The sequence below is a fragment of the Microbispora corallina genome (genome assembly GCF_016863035.1).
Lineage (GTDB): Bacteria > Actinomycetota > Actinomycetes > Streptosporangiales > Streptosporangiaceae > Microbispora > Microbispora corallina.
Window position 1 is genome coordinate 21,670 of sequence record NZ_BOOC01000009.1, and the last position, 16,922, is coordinate 38,591.

A 16,922-nucleotide genomic window follows, 5' to 3' on the forward strand; every position below is an offset into this window, starting at 1 on the left:
CAGCCCGCATCTGATCAGGGGTGAGAAGGGCTCAGTCGCGTGCGAGCAGCTCCAGCGTGTCGACGACCCGGTTCGAGAAGCCCCACTCGTTGTCGTACCAGGCCACCACCTTGACGTGCCTGCCCTCGACGCGGGTGAGGGCGGCGTCGAAGATCGACGACGCGGGCTGGCCGGTGATGTCGCTGGAGACCAGTGGCTCGTCGGCGTAATCGAGGATGCCCTTGAGCCTGCCGTCGGCGGCGGCCCGGTAGGCCGCGAGCACCTCGTCGCGCGTCACCTCGCGTGAGACGGTGGTGTTCAGCTCCACGATCGACCCCACCGGGACCGGCACGCGGATCGCGTCGCCCGACAGCTTGCCGTCGAGGTTCGGCAGAACCTGGCCGATGGCCTTGGCGGCGCCCGTGGTGGTGGGCACGATGTTCACGCCGGCCGCGCGGGCGCGACGCAGGTCGCGGTGCGGGCCGTCCTGCAGGTTCTGCTCCTGGGTGTAGGCGTGCACCGTGGTCATGAAGCCGTGCTCGATACCGGCCAGGTCGTCGAGCACGGACGCCAGCGGAGCCAGCGCGTTCGTGGTGCACGAGGCGTTCGAGACGATCACGTGCTCGGCGGGGTCGTACGCCTCGGTGTTCACGCCGTAGGCGAGCGTGACGTCCGCGCCGTCGGAGGGGGCGCTCACCAGCACGCGCCTGGCGCCCGCGTCGATGTGCGCGCGGGCGGCACGCGCCGCGGTGAAGCGGCCGGTGGACTCGAGCACGATGCCGACGCCGAGCTCGGCCCAGGGCAGCTTGGCCGGCTCGCGTTCGGCGAGCACCTGGATGCGGCGGCCGCCGACCACGAGCTCGGCGCCGTCGACCTCGACGGAGTGCCCGAGGCGGCCGAGCGCGCTGTCGTACTTGAGCAGGTGCGCGAGGGTCTCCGGGGCGGTGAGGTCGTTGACGGCGACCACTTCGAGGTCGCTGTCACGCTCCAGCAGGGCGCGGAGGGTGTTGCGTCCGATGCGGCCGAATCCGTTCACGGCGATGCGAGTCACGGGCGCTCCTTTCGTTCGCGCTCCATGATCGGCGTCCGGGCGCCGGGCCGACAGTGGCCTGAATGACAGCACACGCAAGGATCAAGCCAGAAGTTTCGCCACCGTTCGCAAGGATCTCGCCACGCCTCCCCGGGACACGGGAGTCGGGAAACTCAGGCCGAGAAGGTGTGGCGGTACTCGGTCGGGGAGGTGCCGAGGATGCGCTGGAAGTGCAGGCGTAGGTTGGCGCCGGTGCCGAGCCCGACCCGGTCGGCGATCTGCTCCACGCCCAGGTCGGTGCGTTCGAGCAGTTCGCGTGCCAGGTCCACGCGTGCCCGGAGCACCCACTGCATCGGCGTGTGGCCGGTGTCCTCCACGAACCGCCGGGAGAAGGTGCGTGCCGACACCCGCGCATGGCGGGCGAGAGTCTCGAGGGTCAGCCGTTCCGACAGGTGCGCCAGGGCCCACTCCCGCGTGTTCGCGAACACGTCGCCGAGCGGCTCGGGGACGCTGCGGGGCACGTACTGCGCCTGACCCCCGCTTCGATAGGGCGCAGCCACCAGCCGTCTCGCCACGTGGTTGGACAGCCCGACGCCGTGGTCGCGCCGCACCAGGTGCAGGCACAGGTCGATGCCGGACGCCGCGCCCGCCGACGTCAGCACGTCGCCCTCGTCCACGAACAGCACGTTCTCGTCCACCCGCACGAGCGGATGCTTGCCGGCGAGGGCTTTCGTGTAGTGCCAGTGGGTCGTCGCCCGCTTGCCGTCGAGCAGGCCCGTCGCCGCCAGCGCGAACGCCCCTGTCGAGATGGCCGCGAGCCGGGTTCCACGCTCGTGGGCGGCCATGAGCGCGCCGAGGACCGCGGCGGGCGGCTCCGTGGTCGCCGGCTCCCGATAACCGGGGATGAATACAGTGTCGGCCTGATCGAGAGCGTCGAGTCCGTCGGCCACGTGGTAGGAGAGGCCGTCGCCGCCGGTCACCAGTCCGGGCGCGGCGCCGCACACCCGCACCTCGTACGGCATGCTCGGCCGGTTGGAGAACACCTGTGCGGGGATGCCGACGTCGAGGGGCTTCGCGCCCTCCAGCACGAGCACGGCGACGCGATGGCTCTTCCGGCTCATCGGCCTCCTCCGGCTCCCCGCGGTCCGGCGCGCGTCCCCTTACACCCTGACCGTCATGACCACTCCCGCAAGCATCTTGCCATCCGTCCGCTCGGGCGCGCGTCACGGGTAGAGGAGGGCCAGGGCCGGTACGGTGTCCGGCAGGGTGGGCCGCGGGCGGTGCGTGTACGACCGCCCGCGGCCCAACAGGAACCTCACATCAGCTGCGCAGGCTCCACTGCTGGTTCGCGCCGCCGTTGCACGACCACAGGATGAGCTTCGTGCCGTTGGCGGTGGCGCCGCCGTTGGCGTCCAGGCACAACCCGGACTGCACACCGGTGATGGTGCCGTTGGAGTTGACGTTCCACTGCTGGTTGGTCTGGCCGTTGCAGTCCCAGATGATCACCTGGGTGCCGTTCGAGGTGCCCTGGTTGTACGCGTCCAGGCACTTGCTGCCGAACACCTGCAGTTGCTTGCCGGACGTGTACGTCCACCGCTGGTTGGTCTGTCCGTTGCAGTCGTACAGCTGGGCCTGGGTGCCGTTGGTCTGGGAGGCGCCGGTCACGTCCACGCATCGGCCCGACTGACCGCCCACGATCGAGCCGCTCTGCTGGCCGCTCCCGCCGCCGTTTCCTTGCCTGACGAGCGAATTCGACTCAGCCGATCGATTCCCCTGGGCGTCCACGACGAAGAGCCGATAGTCGCCGGCCGACGTCGGAACGGCGATGGAGGTCGCGGTTCCGCTTGCCCTGGTCATCGTGTTGCCGGCGGTGAAGGAGGTCGTACCCGAGGGGGCCAGCCAGACCGTCTTGCTCGCGTCGCCGGCGCTGCGGATGGGAACCGATGTCACACCGGCGCCGACGAACGTGCTGGCAGGCAGGACGTAGTCCGGCAGAGAGAGATTGCTCTGGGGGATGATGTTCCTGTACGCGTCCTCGAGTCCGGAGTTCACGGCGATGCCGTATGCCTGCGACGGCCAGACGTAGTCGGAGGATACGAGGATGTCCTGGACCGTGCTGTTCGGCAGGCTCTTGTTGGAGACCTTGTTGATAGGGCCGTATGTCTGCGTGATGCTCAGATCATGCTTACGCCCGAAGTCGTCGGAGTTGATGAGCCACGTGACATTCTTGTCCACGCTCAGGACGTTGTCGCGGAAGGTTATGTACGCTGAGCCTTCGTCCGGGTGGAGTCCGTACTTGTGACCGGCCGGGACGCCCTGCAGATAGTTGTTGGTGATCGTGGTTCCCGGCTGGCTGCCCAGCGTGTAGATGGGAGCCGTATCGCCCAGACGCTGCACCGTGTCGATGATCTGGTTGTAGCTGATGGTGTTGTTCTTCGCCGTGGTGGTCGGCCGGTTGGGCTGGATCGAGCCTGACGATCCGTCGAAGTTCCACCACCCCCAGCCGAGCGTTATACCGGACCACGGGGCTTTCTCGATGCGGTTGTGCTGGATGGTCAACGTGTCGGCGAAGTACGCCGAGATGGGGCTGTGCCCGTTGAACAACACGGCGCTGTCGTAGATGTAGTTGTTCTTGATATCGATGTTCTTGGGCGCTCCTTCGACCCCCACGGGATACTTCTCGTGGTTCGTCGAGGTGTAGTCGCCGATGTAGACATTCTGGGGATGGCCCACGGTGATCGCGGATCCGGCGATGTCGTTCGTGTAGTTGCCGATCAACTGGGTGTTCACCACGTCGTTGACCATGTTGATTCCGTCGACGCCGGTGTGCTGTATCCGGTTGCCCTGCAGGACGAGCCCGTCGGCGTTCTCGATCTGGATGGCGCCGGGCGCCACGTCGACATTGCGGTAGTAATAGGCGTGGAAGTTCTGCTTGGCGTAGGCGATCGCGCCGAGGTTGCCCTGCTGGGCCTGTTTGAACACGGAGCCGGCCACGTTGAACAGGTTCCAGTCGGAGTGCTCGACCGTGAGGCCGGAGAAGGTGATGTTCCGGACGCGACTGCTCGTGGAGGTGCCGGCGACGCGGAGAAGGGTGGACACGTTGTTCGGCGCGAAGACCGTCGCGGTCGACATGTCTTCCGAGCCTGCCTTGTAGTAGTACAAGGTCTTGCTCGACTTGTCGAAGTAGAACTCGCCCGGCGTGTCCAGGAACTCGTAGGCGTTCATGACCTTGTGGGTGCCGCCGACCTGGGCGTTGCCGTTGAAGGCGCCCTGGGCGATGGCCGCCCCCGGCTGCTGGAACTGGGCTATGCGGTTCGAGCCGTCAGAGGTGACCTGCCGGACTCCCACGATGGCCGTGGTCCAGGTCGTCGACGTCTCTATTTCGATGTCGTCCTGATTGGCGGCGATAGCGGGAAAGTCGCTCAGGCTGTACTTCGCCCCCGCGCACTGCGAACCCGATTCCCACGCCCAGGACGCCTGTCCCGCCGTGACGGTGTAGGTTCCGTAGCACCCCAGTGAGTTTATCGTTTTGGAAGCCATGTACGCCCGCTTGTCGTTGACATAGAGCGCGCGGAGCTTGTTGCTGCGATTCAGCGGGGCTTTCCAGATGTTACCGCTGTGCTGCGTCCATCCGGTTACCTGGACGCCTCCATTGAGGATCGGCGTCTCGTTCTGGTACGCGGCGTATATGACCCGGTAACCATTCGTGCCGGAGTCGGCCGGCGTGAAGTCGATTGTGCTGCTGACCGGATAGTTCCCGCCGCGGAGGTACACGTAGACGTCGCCTGTCATGGTGGCGTTCACCGTGCGGACGACGTCCCTCGCGTGCTGCAGGGTTTTGAACGGTGACGTGATCGTCCCAGGGTTGGCGTCGTCGCCGTCGGGGGCGACGTAGTAGGTTGCCTGGGTCGCCGCCGAGGCCGAGGTACTACCTGTGAGGGCCGGCAGGGCCACAGCGGCGACGAACACCGCGAGCGCTGCTAACCCCTTCCCAATGGTGGACCGGGCTGACTTCACGCTCTGTTTCCTTTCGCTGGTTCCGAGCAGGAGATCACCCCGTCGTGGCAGAGCTCATGGGGATGTGCCATTGCGAGGGCGGGGGACTTTTTCGTGCAGGTGTGACATCGATCGATGGGCCACGGCCACGTCTTCGGCGTCACACGGCGACGATCTGCCATTCCTGGTTGGCGCCGCCGTTCTCGGGCCACTGGATGATCCGGGCGCCGTCGGCTGTGGAGCCGGCTTCGACGTCCGCGCACAATCCGTCGCCCACGTTGACGAGCCGGTAGTAGCCGCTCGTGGCCGCGGGGACGAGTTTCCACCGCTGGTTCGTGCCGTTGGTGTCGGTCATCTGGACGAGGGCGGTGCCCTGATTGGCGTTCGGGCTGCTGAGGACCTTGCCGCTGGCGGCACCGGTCAGCCGGAACGAGCCGTCGGAGTTCTGCGACAGCCGCCACTGCTGGTTGGTCCCGCCGTTCCAGGGCCACTGGACGACGGCGGCGCCGTCGGCGGTGGAGCCTCCGTAGACGTCCAGCACCTTGCCGCTGTTGCGGTTGACCAGGCGGACGACGCCGGTGGGCGGGCCGCCGGCGCCCAGCTCGATGGTGATCTGGGTCGTCGTACCCGCGGTCAGTGACACCTGCCGGGCATGGCTGCCCAACGGCGAGGCGGCGACGCTTGCGCTGGTGGTGACGGAGGCGATCCCGCGCCGGCAGATGAGCGTCACGGTCTGGGTGACGTCGGAGACGACGGTGGCGGTGGCGGTCCGGGCGCTGATGTCCCAGGTGAACGACTCGATCCGGATGCGGTTGCGGCCGCGCACACCGGTGATCGTGCCCTTGGCGAGCTGATCGGGCAGCGCGGGCAGCAACTCCAGGATGCCGGGCCTGGTGTAGATCAACGCCTCGGCGAGAATCGCGGGCAGCGAGTTGGCGGCGTCGGCGTTGTAGATCGACAGGTTCGGATTGTGCGAGGTCATCAGCGACCGGAAGATCATGTTGTTGCCCAGGATCTTCCGCAGGTTGCCGTACACGCCGGCGCCGTCCTTGAGCCGGGCTCGGGCGAGGCTGCGGTGGATGGCGCCGTGGGCCTCCCCTCCCTCGTCCCCTCGCAGATCCAAGGCACGGCTCGCGTAACGGATCAGGTCGGGCTTGTCCTCGGGGTTGATCTCGTGCAGCGGCCAGACCGGGTACATGTGCTGTACGTGACGATGGTTGTACCGGTCGGTCAGGCTGGGCCACGACCATTCCGCGAGCGCCCCGTCGCCGTTGATCCGATAGTCGGGCATCCTGGCCAGCAAGGCGGTCCAGCGCTGCACGCCCTGGCCTGGGCCCTGCTCGGTGCCGAGGAAGTCGGCGGCGTCGACGGCGGCCTGCAGCGCGTGCTTGCCTGCGGCGATCTCGCCGGTCGCATTGATCGACAGTTGCCTGCCCGTGTTGCCCGGGCTGTTCTCCATGGAGAAGCACGGCACGAAGACGACCTTGCCGTTGGCGTCGGTGCGGGTGAGGAAGTCCTCGTAGAACGATGCGAGCTCGATCAGGACCGGGGCGAGCTTGGTGCGGTAGAAGGTGGCGTCTCCGGTGACCTGGTAGTACTCGAGCAGCGGGTAGAGCAGCCAGTCGGCGCCGCCGATCCAGGTGTGGCCGGGGAACCCGCCGTCGAAGTGCAGCATCGTGCCGTACTCGCCGTCCGTCCGGGAGGGAGCGAGCAGGCCGCGGGTCCCGTAGAGGTTCCTGGCGTTGGTGCGCCAATCGTTGATCTGGCCGAGGATCAGGGTGAAGTACCCGTCCATGGCTTCGGTGAGGGACAGGATGTTGCCGCCGGCGACCTGGACGTTGACATTGGCGTCGGTGGTGAAGTCGCCGGCCCACGCCGCGTCCCAGGCGCCCGTCCACAGGCCGGTCAGCCGCGGTGGCAGGACGCCGCTGGAACTGAGGAACAGGTAGCGGCCGGAGTCGTACATCCGCTCCAGCAGCGCGACGTCGATGACGTTGCGGTTGGCGTTCTGCCGCGCGATCAGTTCGCTGGTCGACAGTCGCCGGTCCGCGGCGCTGACGTTCAGGTCGATGCGTGACCGGTCGTACAGCGGGGTGTGCAGGGCGGTGTGCCGCGTGAGCAGGGTCGCGTAGTCGGCGCTCAGCGCGGCCAGCGCCGTGTGCAGCGGTTTCGCGTCCCACGCGGTGGACGACTCGTAGCGGTCGAGTTTGGTCAGCAGCACGAGCTTGGTCGCCGCGGCCACGACGAGGGCCGACCCGCTCACCCGTACCGAACCCCCGGTCGCGACCACCCGGGTGACGCCCTCATAGCCGAACGCTCCCTGCCCGGCGGGGTAGGTGCCCCGCAGGTTCAGGTAGCCGTCACCGTTGCCGACCGTGGCCAGGGTGCTGAAGCCGACGGACCCCGGCACGCCGCTCAGGGCCGTGTTGACGCTCAGCGTGGTGTCGATCGTCCGGCCCGGCGCGGGGGTGAGTTCGTGGACGATCACCCGGTCGGCTCGGGAGGCGAAAGCCCGGCGCGTCCACGTGCCATAGCTGTCGGTCCACGTCGAGGTGACCTCACCGGTCCTGAAATCGGTGATCCGGGCGTAGTTGCCGACCGTCGTCATCCCCGGAGTGCTGAGCTGCAGCTCATAGCCCGGATGGAAGGTCTGGGTCCAGCGCAGCGACCAGCCGGAGGTGAAGTCGCCGGTGGCACCGCTGAAGTCGCCGGCGAGCGCCTTGTCCCTGACGCCGGCCAACCGGCCCGACAGCACCGGCGGGGTCAGGTTACGGGTGCCGTTGGGCATCACGAACCGATGATGGGTGAAGACGACCTTCTCCAGGGTGGGCGCGCCGTAGAGCATGGCCCCGTACTCGCCGTTGCCGGTCAGGAAGGCATCAGTCCAACTCGCGGCGGCGGCCGTGTCGTAGATGCCGCGTTGCGGCAGCGTCACCTGCGGCGGCACGGCGGCGGCCGCTCGGTCAGCGAAGGTCGCCGAAGGAAGCGCGGCAGCGCCGAGGGCCGCCGCCGTGGTGGAGATGAAGCGTCGACGGTTCAGCGGCACGCTCATGGAGCTCCTGGTGGCGCGTTGGGGGGTGGCGCTTGTCGGCTGCGCCGCCACGGCTGGTCCGCCGCCGCGGTACGGCCGCCATTCGACGGGACACCCTGATGCAGGGCATGCGGTCAGAGGGGTGCCTCCGAAGGCACGAACACTTGTGGTGTGTGTCTGGAGGACATCCCATGAATGGGCTCGGTTTCGTGCAACGTATGACGTCTGATGTCTTGGGTCAAGAAACAATTGTGAGCGCCGCGTAACCTGGGCGCCGTTCGCAGCGGGCGGCGACTCTTGCTGAAACTTTCATCGGCAGGGAGGTCGCGCGCCGGACGACCGCGTGGGTGTGCGCCTACCGTCTGTGGCTTTCCCATTCGTCCGCAGGCACGACGTGGCTGTGGGAAGTCATCCCACCTTTGGCGTGGTCACGCCGGCGCCGAGGGGTGGGCCGCGTGCTGCGGGCGACCTCCAGAAATCGCGTGACCAGCGGGTTCTGGTCGTCGCGACGCCAGGCCACCGCGACGGTTGTGCGTGCGCTGTTCGGTTCGATCCGGCGGTACGCGACACCGTTGAGGCGGATCCGGCGAATGCTCGCCGGGCCGAGTGACACTCCCAGTTCTGCCTCGACGAGCGCGCAGACCGTCTGCCATTCGACCGCCTGCTGGCCGAGGCGGGGTTCGAAGCCCGCGCTGCGGCACAAGTCGAGGATCCGGTCGTGGAACATCGGTCCGGCACTGCGGGGCAGCAGCACGAACGGCTCGTTCGCGAGTGCTTCGATCGGGAGGACGCGCTGGGCCGCAAGGGGGTGGGCGGCCGGCAGGACTGCGATGAACTCCTCGGACAAGATCGCCTCAGTCGCCAGCCCCGGCTCGTCCGGCGGCTCGCGCAGGAGCCCGACGTCGATCACTTGCTCGTGCAGAGCGGCCACCTGCGGCACCGTGGTCATCTCACGGATCTCCATCTCCACGTGGGGAAACTGATCGCGGTAGGCGCGCAACAGGCCCGGCAGGACGGTCAGCGCAAGCGATGCGGCGAAGCCGATCCGGATCCGACCGGCCTCACCGCTGCCGATGCGCCGGGCCGTGTCCAGGCCGACGGCGATCTCGTCGAGTGCGCGCCGAGCGGCCGGCAGGAGTTGGCCTCCCGCCGCGGTGAGGGCGACCGCGCCGGGCCCTCGCGTGAACAGCGGGTGCCCGACCTTCGCTTCCAGGCGGCGGATCTGCTGGCTGAGCGGCGGTTGCGCGATGCCCAGCCGCTCCGCGGCGCGCCCGAAGTGGAGTTCCTCGGAGAGGACCGCGAAGGCGTGAAGCTGCTGCAGGCTGAGCTCAGGGCGGTCCATACCTTTAGAGATATCAGATGGCCCTCTAAGAGGTATTGGACATATCGCTGCCCTTTGCCTACCTTTCGCCGCATGACAGAACGACGCGTGATTCTGAGTGGATCCACCTTCGAAGAGGAGATCGGCTACGCGCGGGCGGTGATCGACGGCGACTGGGTGCATGTGTCCGGGACGACCGGGTTCGACTACGCGACCATGACGATCTCCGACGACGTGGTCGAGCAGGCCGAGCAGTGCCTGCGCAATATTGAATCGGCGCTGGCCGAGGCGGGCTGCTCGTTTGCCGACGTCGTCCGGGTCAGATACCTGGTGCCCGATCGTGAGGACTTCCAGCCGTGCTGGCCGACCCTGCGCCGCCGCTTCGGCGACATCCGCCCAGCCGCGACGATGCTGGTGTGCGGCCTGGCCGATCCCCGCATGAAGTTCGAGATCGAGGTGTACGCACGACGGCCCGCGGCGCCAAGGCCCGTGCCCGCCGAACCCTAGAGGTCCTGGCGGCGGGTGTGGCGGGCCGAGGCCGGCATCCCGCTGGCGGACCACCGGACACCGCCGGAGTGGGTCGAGGACATGGCCATGCGCTTCAGCGCGATGGGCGTCGACGCCGCGGCCCGCCCGGCTTAGCGCGCCAATGAAGTTCAACAGCTTGTTGACAAACAGGTTGTTGAAAGGACACGCTGGCGACGTGCGTGAAGGATCGGACGACCAGGCGGCGGGCGCCCTCGAACGGTGGGCGCGAGACCGGTTGACCGCCCGCGGCGGCGACGACCTGCCTCGACTGCCCTGGCTGGCCGACGGCCAGCCGCACGACGCGGTCACGCTGATCCGCCAGGCGTTGTGGCGAGCCGGCACCGACCGGGGCGCGCTGGAGCTGCCCGACGATCTGCTGGCGGCGATCGCGCTGCTGGCCGCCGCCCGCGCCGAGCTCGACCAGCTCGAGGCGGGCCTGCTGTTCGTCGCCCGCGCCGAGGGGCTGACCTGGGCCCAGATCGCGCGGCCGCTGGGCCTGCGGACCGCCCAGGCGGCGCAGCAGCGGCACGAGCGCGTGCTGGCCCGGCTCGACGGGGACGACGGTCCGTGAGCGTCGTCCCGCTCATGAACGCGGGCCCCGCGTGCGGCGGCAAGGCCCACGGGCTCGCCGTCCTGCTGCGCGCCGGCCTTCCCGTCCCGGACGGGTTCGTCGTCACCGGCCCGGACGTCGACCGCCGGATGGTCGCGGAGCACCTGCGCCGGCTGCGCGGCCGGGCGGTCGCCGTACGGTCGTCGGGGCTGGCCGAGGACTCGGCGACGGCGTCCTTCGCCGGGCAGTTGCACACCGTCCTCGGCTCCCGGGGCCTGGACGAGGTCATGGCCGCGATCCGGGCCTGCGCCGCCTCGTCGTACACGGACAGGGCGCGCGATTACCGGGCACACCTCGGCCTCGACGACGAGCCCGCCGTGCCGGTGCTCGTGCAGGAGCTCGTCGAGGCCGACCAGGCGGGGGTGCTGTTCACACGCGACCCCCGCACCGGCGCCGACGCCGTGGTGATCAACGCGTCCTGGGGGCTCGGGGAGTCCGTCGTCTCCGGCGTCGTGGTCCCCGACGAGGTCGTCGTGACCCCGCCGGCGGACACGGTCCGGCTCACCGTGGGGTCCAAGCAGACCCGGCTCGACCTGCGCGAGGACGGGCTGGTCCGCTCGCCCGTCCCCGAACCGGACCGCACCCGGGGCTGTCTGACACCCGGGGAGGTACGCCGGCTCGTCGCGCTCGGCCGGCGGTGCGAGGACCTCTTCGGCCGGCCCCAGGACGTCGAGTGGGCGGCGCGCGACGACCGGATCTGGCTGCTGCAGGCGCGCCCGATCACCGCCCTCGGCGTCCCGGCTGACGTGGGCGGCCCGAGTTCGGCTCGTGCGCTGGTCACGGGGGTGCCCAGCAGTCCCGGCCGGGCGCGGGGACCGGCACGCGTCGTGCGCTCGGTCGGCGAGTTCGCCCGCGTCCGGCCCGGCGACGTCCTCGTGTGCCGGACCACCGACCCGGCCTGGACCCCGCTGTTCCGCCTCGCCGCCGCCGTCGTCACCGAGAGCGGCGGCGTCCTCAGCCACGCGGCGATCGTCGCGCGGGAGTTCGGGATCCCCGCCGTCGTCGGCGCCCACGAGGCGATGAGCAGCGTGACCGACGGCGCACCCGTCACCGTCGACGGCACCGTCGGCACCGTCACCGGAGGATGCCCCTGATGGCCCACCCGTCTCCCTCCGACCTGCTGGTGCTCCACGCCGTACGGCTGAAGGGGTTCGCCGACACGGCCGCCGTCGCCGCCCGGTTCGGGCTCGACACCGGTCAGACCCAGGAGCACCTCCTCGACGCCCAGGCGTACGGCTGGGTCGGCAGGTCGTCCTTCGCCGGGACGGCCGGGTGGTCGCTGACCGAGACCGGGTACCGGCACAACGAGGCCCGGCTCCGCGACGAGCTCGACCGCGCCGGCGCCCGCGGGACCGTCGCCGCCGTCCACGAACGGTTCCTTCCTCTCAACGGACGAGCGTCGCAGCTCTTCACCGCGTGGCAGCTGGGGTCCGGCGACTCCACGGACACCTTCGGCGGGCTCGCCGGCCTCGCCGGCGAGCTGCGCGACCTCGAACGGCCCCTGGCAGCGTCCCTCAGCCGGTTCGCCGGCTACCACGACCGGTTCGCCGCCGCGCTGGCCCGGGCGGCCCATGATCCGGCGTGGATCACCGGCGTCGACGTCGACTCGTGTCACCGGGTCTGGTTCGAGCTCCACGAGGACCTGATCGCGACGCTCGGCATCACGCGGTAGCCGCGCCCTCCGCCGGTGCCGCGTCAGCCCAGGTCGCGGGCCCGGCGCAGCAGCGTGGCCAACTCCGTCACGGCCGGGTCCTCGGTCTGCGCGGACAGGTGGGTGGCCTCGTCGGTGAGCTCGGCGAGGCTCCAGGTCCCGTCGCCGCCGCCGGACCAGCGGCCGCGCAGATGCTCGGCGAAGCCGGCGGCCACCGCGTCGACCTGGAGGCGGACCGGAGCGTCCTCCCACAGGGCCGGAGACAGAGCGGACACCTCGACGCTCCTGACGGCCTCGGCCGGCTGCCGGCTGTCGGGGTCCAGCCAGCGCACCGTCGCCGTGGCGAGCCGGCCGCCCGCGTCAGGGCGCAGGCGCACCCGGTAGAGCGCGGTGACCGCGTGACCGGGCCCGATCTCGCCGCCGTCCACCGCGTCGTCGCGGAACGCCTCCGAGGTCAGCGCGCGGTCCTCGTAACCGAGCAGCTCGTACGACTCGACCGCCGAGGGATCGAAGGCGACCTGCGCCTTGGCGTCGCGGGCGCGCACCTCGAGGGTGGTGGTGAGTTTCTCGGAGAAGACCGTGCGCACGTCGTCCTCGGTGGAGACGTACACGGCGGCGCCGTCGCCCTTGTCCGCGAGCTGCTCCATCAGCTGGTCGCCGTACTCGCGGCCGACGCCGACGCACAACAGGGTGATCTTCTTTCCCGCCTGCGCGCTCACGCGGTCGAGGATCGCCTGCCAGCTGGTCTCGCCGGTGTTGGCCAGGCCGTCGGAGAGCAGGATGACGCGGTTGGTGGCGTCCGCTCGGTACGCTCCGGCCGCCTGGCGGTAGCCCGCGTCGAGGCCGTCCGACACGTTGGTCGATCCCTCGGCGCTCAGGTGCTCGATCGCCTCGTGCAGGGCGGCGCGGGAGGTGACCGGGGTCATCTCCGCGATCACCCGGGCCTGCTCGTTGAACGACACGATGGACACCTGGTCGCCGGGCACGAGCTGGTCGACGAGCGTGTGGAGCGCCCTGCGGACGAGGTCGAGCCGGCCTGGCTCGGCCATGGATCCGGAGACGTCCACCACGAAGGTGAGGCTCACCGGGCGTCGCGCCGACGCGTCCTGGGCGCGGGTCTGCAAGCCGACGCGGACCAGCGCCGTCCCCTTGTCCGGCAGCCTCGCCCCGTCGAGGTGGACGGCGAAGCCGTCGTCGTCCGGCTCCTTGTAGTCCTGGCGGAAGGCGTTGACGAACTCCTCCGTGCGGACCTGTCCCGGCTCCGGCCAGCGACCCTCCAGCAGGGCTCGGCGCGCGTAGCCGTAGGAGGCCGTGTCGACGTCCAGCGCGAAGGTCGACGGCTCCTGCGCACCGTGCGGTCCGGTCGACGGGACGGGCGACGGGGCGGCCTGGCCGCCGGTGACGTCGTGCCGGACGGAGCCGGGGGCCTTCCGGGGGAGCTCCGGCGCCTGCGCGCCGCCCGCGGGGGTGCTCTCCTGGCTCCCGCCACAGGCCGTGGCGAACACCAGCGCGATCAGGACCAGGGCCGCGCGGATGGCCGGCTTCGTCATGGGACCTCCCAGGCTTCGTCCACGCTCTTGGACGGTCCCGCGGGCGGCGGTGGCCGCGTCGGTCATCCAAGTGAGGGCGAACCGTGCCCGGCTCGTGATCATCCATGTCCGGTCCGTCACAGCGGTCTCACCTGTCATAGCCGTCGGCAGTGGGAATCCCAAGGCGTGCCGCAGTTGTGATCTTCTAGGGTTTCGACGACGACCGGTGGACGGGGTGACATGGACGATCGGATCGAACGGGCCAGGCTGCTGTACGAGCAGGCCGTATTCGGCGGGGACGCCGGCGCCGTTGACGCGGCCGACCGGGTGCTCGACGAGGTCGAGGCGGATCTCGCGCTCGCCCGGGGGCGGGTCGTGCACGCCCGGTTCCTGCAGAGCGGCCGGGAGGACCCGCGCGCTCTGGCGCTGTTCGAGCGCGCGGCCGAGCTGTACGGCGGCCTGGGGAACGGACGCGGCGAGGCCGAGGCGCTGTTCTGGGTGGGGACCTTCCACCAGGTCGTCCGGGGGGACGATGGGGCCGCGGTCCCGGTGCTCGAACGGTCCCAGAGGGAGGCGGTGCGGGCGGGCGACGACCTGACGGCGTCGTACGCCCTGCGGCACCTCGGGATCGCGGAGCACCGGGCCGGACGCCTCGACGCGGCGCGGGAACGGCTGGAGGAGTCCACCCGCATCCGCCGCGAGCTCGGGTTCCTGCCGGGCGTCGCCGCGAACCTCGTGGGGCTCGCCTACATCACGGCCGGGGAGGGCCGCCGCGACGAGGCGCTGGCCCTGCTGGACGAGGCGCGTTCCGTAGCCGAGGCCGCAGGGGCGCACGGCATCGTCCGGCACGTCGAGGAGGCGCGCGGACGGCTGTAGCGGTCCGCCCCCTCGTCAGCGCCCGGGGGCTCCGGCTCGTCCGATCTCCTGGGGGACGTCCGGACGTCCGTCTGCGGTGTAGCGACGGCGGACGGTGAACGCGTGGGGAGTGGGGCCGTGGCGGCGCAGGTGGCCGAGCCGGGCGACGGCCTCCTCGACGGTGGGGCGGCGCCCCTCCGGGACCCACCAGAGGGCGGTGGCCGGCGGCGCGAGCGGGGCGAACCACTGCGCGCGGCGTCTCAGGTAGTGGCCGTGGCGGCTGCGATAGGTGAAGTCGTGCAGGTCCTGGTAGGTGGCCCAGACGGACAGGTTGAAGATGACCGGCGGGTCGCCGAGCAGGTCGGACGTCGGGAAGTGGCCGTCGGCCGTCTCGTACTGCCAGACGAACCCCGGCGAGCGCTTGGCGAGGGCGGTGATGCGGGCGATGGCGCCGGTGAACTCGTCCAGCCGCGGGTCGTGGGCGGGATGAAGCGGGCGGGCGACGTTGATCTGAGCCAGCTGCGGGCTCGCCCCTTCGGCCATGGGGGCACGCTATCGCCACCCCCACCGCCCCGGCCAGGGCGCCTGGTCAGGGCCTCGGGGCGGCCGGGAGAGGGACGGCGGGGACGGACGCGGCGGGACGCCGTTCCAGCGCGGCGGACAGGACGGCGAGCAGGAGGGCGGAGGCGGCGAGCGCGGCGCCCACCCAGTTCGGGGCGGTGTAGCCAAAGCCGGCCGCGATGACGAGGCCGCCGAGCCAGGCGCTCAGGGCGTTGCCGAGGTTGAAGGCGCCGATGTTGACGGCGGAGGCCAGCGTCGGGGCGCCGTGCGCCTGGTCGAGCACGCGCTTCTGCAGCGGCGGCACGGTGGCGAAGCCGAGCGCGCCGATCAGGGCGACCGTCACCGCGGCGGCGGCCTTCCCGTGCGCGGTCACCGTGAACGCGGCGAGGACCAGGGCCAGGGCGCCCAGTGAGACGAACAGCATCGGCATGAGCGCGCGGTCTGCGAGCCTGCCGCCAACCAGGTTCCCGGCGACCATGCCGAGGCCGAAGAGGACGAGCAGCCAGGTGATCGAGCTCTCGGCGAAGCCGGTGACGCGGGTCAGCATGGGCGCGATGTAGGTGACGGCCGCGAACACCCCGCCGAAGCCGAGCACGGTCATGGCCATCGCCAGCAGCACCTGCGCGTTGCGAAACGCGGCCAGCTCGTGCCGCAGGCGCACCCCCTTGGGCCGGGGCAGCTCGGGGACCAGCAGGGCGATCCCGGCGAGCCCGGCGACGCCCAGCGCCGCGACGATCGCGAACGTCACGCGCCACCCGGCGGTCTGGCCGACCAGGGTGCCGAGCGGGACGCCCACGACGTTGGCGACCGTGAGTCCGGTGAACATGGTCGCGATCGCCCCTGCCTTCTTCTCCGGGGCGACCAGCTCGGCCGCGACGACCGAGCCGATGCCGAAGAACGCGCCGTGGGCGAGCGAGGCGATCACGCGGCCCGCCAGCATCACCTCGAAGGCCGGCGCCGCGGCCGACACCAGGTTGCCGGCGACGAACAGCGCCATGAGCAGCATCAGCATGCGCTTGCGGGACAGCCGGGTGCCCAGCACGGTCATCGGCAGGGCGCCGATCACGACGCCGAGCGCGTACCCCGTCACGAGCAGCCCCGCCGTCGGGACGGAGACGCCGAACTCCGCCGCGACCTGCGGCAACAGGCCCATGATCACGAACTCCGTCGTCCCGATCCCGAAGGCCCCGATGGCGAGGGCCAGAAGCGCGAGAGGCATGTGGACATCCCCGATTGATTGCACGAGCGGTTAGCGAGACTCGACAATAGTTGTGTAAGCATGTAGTTGCAAACGCGGGCTATTGCGCATGTGGCATATCCTGGAGGCAGACGCTCCGGACCGAGGAAGACCGCGATGACAGCCACAGATCCCGCCCTCACCGCCCTGGCCCAGGGCTGGTGCGCGCTCTCCCTGCTGCACGAGAGGATCGAGGCCCACATCGAGCGCGCGCTGCAGAGCAGGCACGGCCTGAGCGTGCGGGAGTACTCGCTGCTCAACACCCTCAGCCGGCAGCACGACGGTCCCGGCGGCCACCTGCAGATGAAGCAGGTCGCCGACGCCGTCGTGCTCAGCCAGAGCGCGACGACCCGGCTGGTGACCAGGCTGGAGGACCGGGGCCTGCTCACCCGCTACCTGTGCCCGACCGACCGCCGCGGCATCTACACGGACGTCAGCCCGGCGGGACTCGCGCTCCTCGAGAAGGCCCGGCCCACCAACGACGCCGCCCTCCGCGAGGCCCTCGACGAGGCCGCGCGCAACCCGGAGCTCGCCCCCCTCGTCAGGGCGGTGGAGTCGCTGCACACGCTCGTCTGAATTCCCTCGGACCACCCT

At 70.3% G+C, this 16,922-nt stretch carries 14 protein-coding genes; 6 read left to right on the forward strand and 8 right to left on the reverse strand.

The window, feature by feature from the left end:
• Positions 1 to 31: 31 nt before the first annotated feature.
• The 5 genes from gap to Mco01_RS12385 form a co-directional block, all read right to left on the reverse strand.
• Positions 32 to 1,030 carry a type I glyceraldehyde-3-phosphate dehydrogenase gene (gap, locus tag Mco01_RS12365; protein ID WP_204057034.1) on the reverse strand — a complete coding sequence of 333 codons (999 nt, stop codon included), beginning with the start codon at positions 1,028 to 1,030 and terminating at the stop codon, positions 32 to 34.
• Between the two features lie 152 nt (positions 1,031 to 1,182).
• Positions 1,183 to 2,130 (reverse strand): GlxA family transcriptional regulator, encoded by a 948-nt coding sequence (locus tag Mco01_RS12370; protein ID WP_204057035.1) that lies wholly within the window; start codon positions 2,128 to 2,130, stop codon positions 1,183 to 1,185.
• Between the two features lie 199 nt (positions 2,131 to 2,329).
• On the reverse strand, positions 2,330 to 5,026 hold the full coding sequence (locus Mco01_RS39070; RefSeq protein ID WP_239103557.1) for a lectin: 2,697 nt from the start codon (positions 5,024 to 5,026) through the stop codon (positions 2,330 to 2,332).
• A gap of 139 nt (positions 5,027 to 5,165) precedes the next feature.
• The gene (locus Mco01_RS12380) at positions 5,166 to 8,057 is read right to left on the reverse strand and encodes a glycosyl hydrolase family 95 catalytic domain-containing protein (RefSeq protein ID WP_204057036.1); all 2,892 of its coding nucleotides are present in this window, start codon (positions 8,055 to 8,057) and stop codon (positions 5,166 to 5,168) included.
• A 334-nt stretch (positions 8,058 to 8,391) separates the two neighbouring features.
• A complete protein-coding gene (locus Mco01_RS12385; protein ID WP_204057037.1) occupies positions 8,392 to 9,378 on the reverse strand; it encodes a LysR family transcriptional regulator in 987 nt (328 codons plus the stop codon).
• A 72-nt stretch (positions 9,379 to 9,450) separates the two neighbouring features.
• Between Mco01_RS12385 and Mco01_RS12390 the strand changes: the two genes are divergently transcribed.
• The 4 genes from Mco01_RS12390 to Mco01_RS12405 all read left to right on the forward strand — a co-directional run bounded on the left by Mco01_RS12390 (position 9,451) and on the right by Mco01_RS12405 (position 12,167).
• Positions 9,451 to 9,864 (forward strand): RidA family protein, encoded by a 414-nt coding sequence (locus Mco01_RS12390; protein WP_204057038.1) that lies wholly within the window; start codon positions 9,451 to 9,453, stop codon positions 9,862 to 9,864.
• 196 nt (positions 9,865 to 10,060) lie between these two features.
• On the forward strand, positions 10,061 to 10,456 hold the full coding sequence (locus Mco01_RS12395; protein WP_239103558.1) for a DNA-binding protein: 396 nt from the start codon (positions 10,061 to 10,063) through the stop codon (positions 10,454 to 10,456).
• The gene (locus tag Mco01_RS12400) at positions 10,453 to 11,589 is read left to right on the forward strand and encodes a PEP/pyruvate-binding domain-containing protein (RefSeq protein ID WP_239103559.1); all 1,137 of its coding nucleotides are present in this window, start codon (positions 10,453 to 10,455) and stop codon (positions 11,587 to 11,589) included. Before Mco01_RS12395 ends, Mco01_RS12400 begins: the two co-directional genes overlap by 4 nt.
• Positions 11,589 to 12,167 carry a transcriptional regulator gene (locus tag Mco01_RS12405; protein ID WP_204057040.1) on the forward strand — a complete coding sequence of 193 codons (579 nt, stop codon included), beginning with the start codon at positions 11,589 to 11,591 and terminating at the stop codon, positions 12,165 to 12,167. Before Mco01_RS12400 ends, Mco01_RS12405 begins: the two co-directional genes overlap by 1 nt.
• Positions 12,168 to 12,190: 23 nt before the next feature.
• On the opposite strand, the gene Mco01_RS12410 is transcribed toward Mco01_RS12405, so the two are convergent.
• A complete protein-coding gene (locus tag Mco01_RS12410) occupies positions 12,191 to 13,696 on the reverse strand; it encodes a vWA domain-containing protein (protein ID WP_204057041.1) in 1,506 nt (501 codons plus the stop codon).
• A gap of 219 nt (positions 13,697 to 13,915) precedes the next feature.
• On the opposite strand from Mco01_RS12410, the gene Mco01_RS12415 reads away from it, so the two are divergent.
• Entirely contained in the window at positions 13,916 to 14,551 is a 636-nt protein-coding gene (locus Mco01_RS12415; RefSeq protein ID WP_204057042.1) for a tetratricopeptide repeat protein, read from the forward strand.
• A 15-nt stretch (positions 14,552 to 14,566) separates the two neighbouring features.
• Here the strand turns inward: Mco01_RS12415 and Mco01_RS12420 are convergent, their stop codons facing one another.
• Both Mco01_RS12420 and Mco01_RS12425 read right to left on the reverse strand, forming a co-directional pair.
• Positions 14,567 to 15,073 carry a DUF3291 domain-containing protein gene (locus Mco01_RS12420; RefSeq protein WP_204057043.1) on the reverse strand — a complete coding sequence of 169 codons (507 nt, stop codon included), beginning with the start codon at positions 15,071 to 15,073 and terminating at the stop codon, positions 14,567 to 14,569.
• Between the two features lie 46 nt (positions 15,074 to 15,119).
• Positions 15,120 to 16,310 (reverse strand): MFS transporter, encoded by a 1,191-nt coding sequence (locus Mco01_RS12425; RefSeq protein ID WP_204057044.1) that lies wholly within the window; start codon positions 16,308 to 16,310, stop codon positions 15,120 to 15,122.
• Positions 16,311 to 16,445: 135 nt separating this feature from the next.
• On the opposite strand from Mco01_RS12425, the gene Mco01_RS12430 reads away from it, so the two are divergent.
• The gene (locus tag Mco01_RS12430) at positions 16,446 to 16,904 is read left to right on the forward strand and encodes a MarR family winged helix-turn-helix transcriptional regulator (RefSeq protein ID WP_204057045.1); all 459 of its coding nucleotides are present in this window, start codon (positions 16,446 to 16,448) and stop codon (positions 16,902 to 16,904) included.
• Positions 16,905 to 16,922 lie beyond the last annotated feature (18 nt).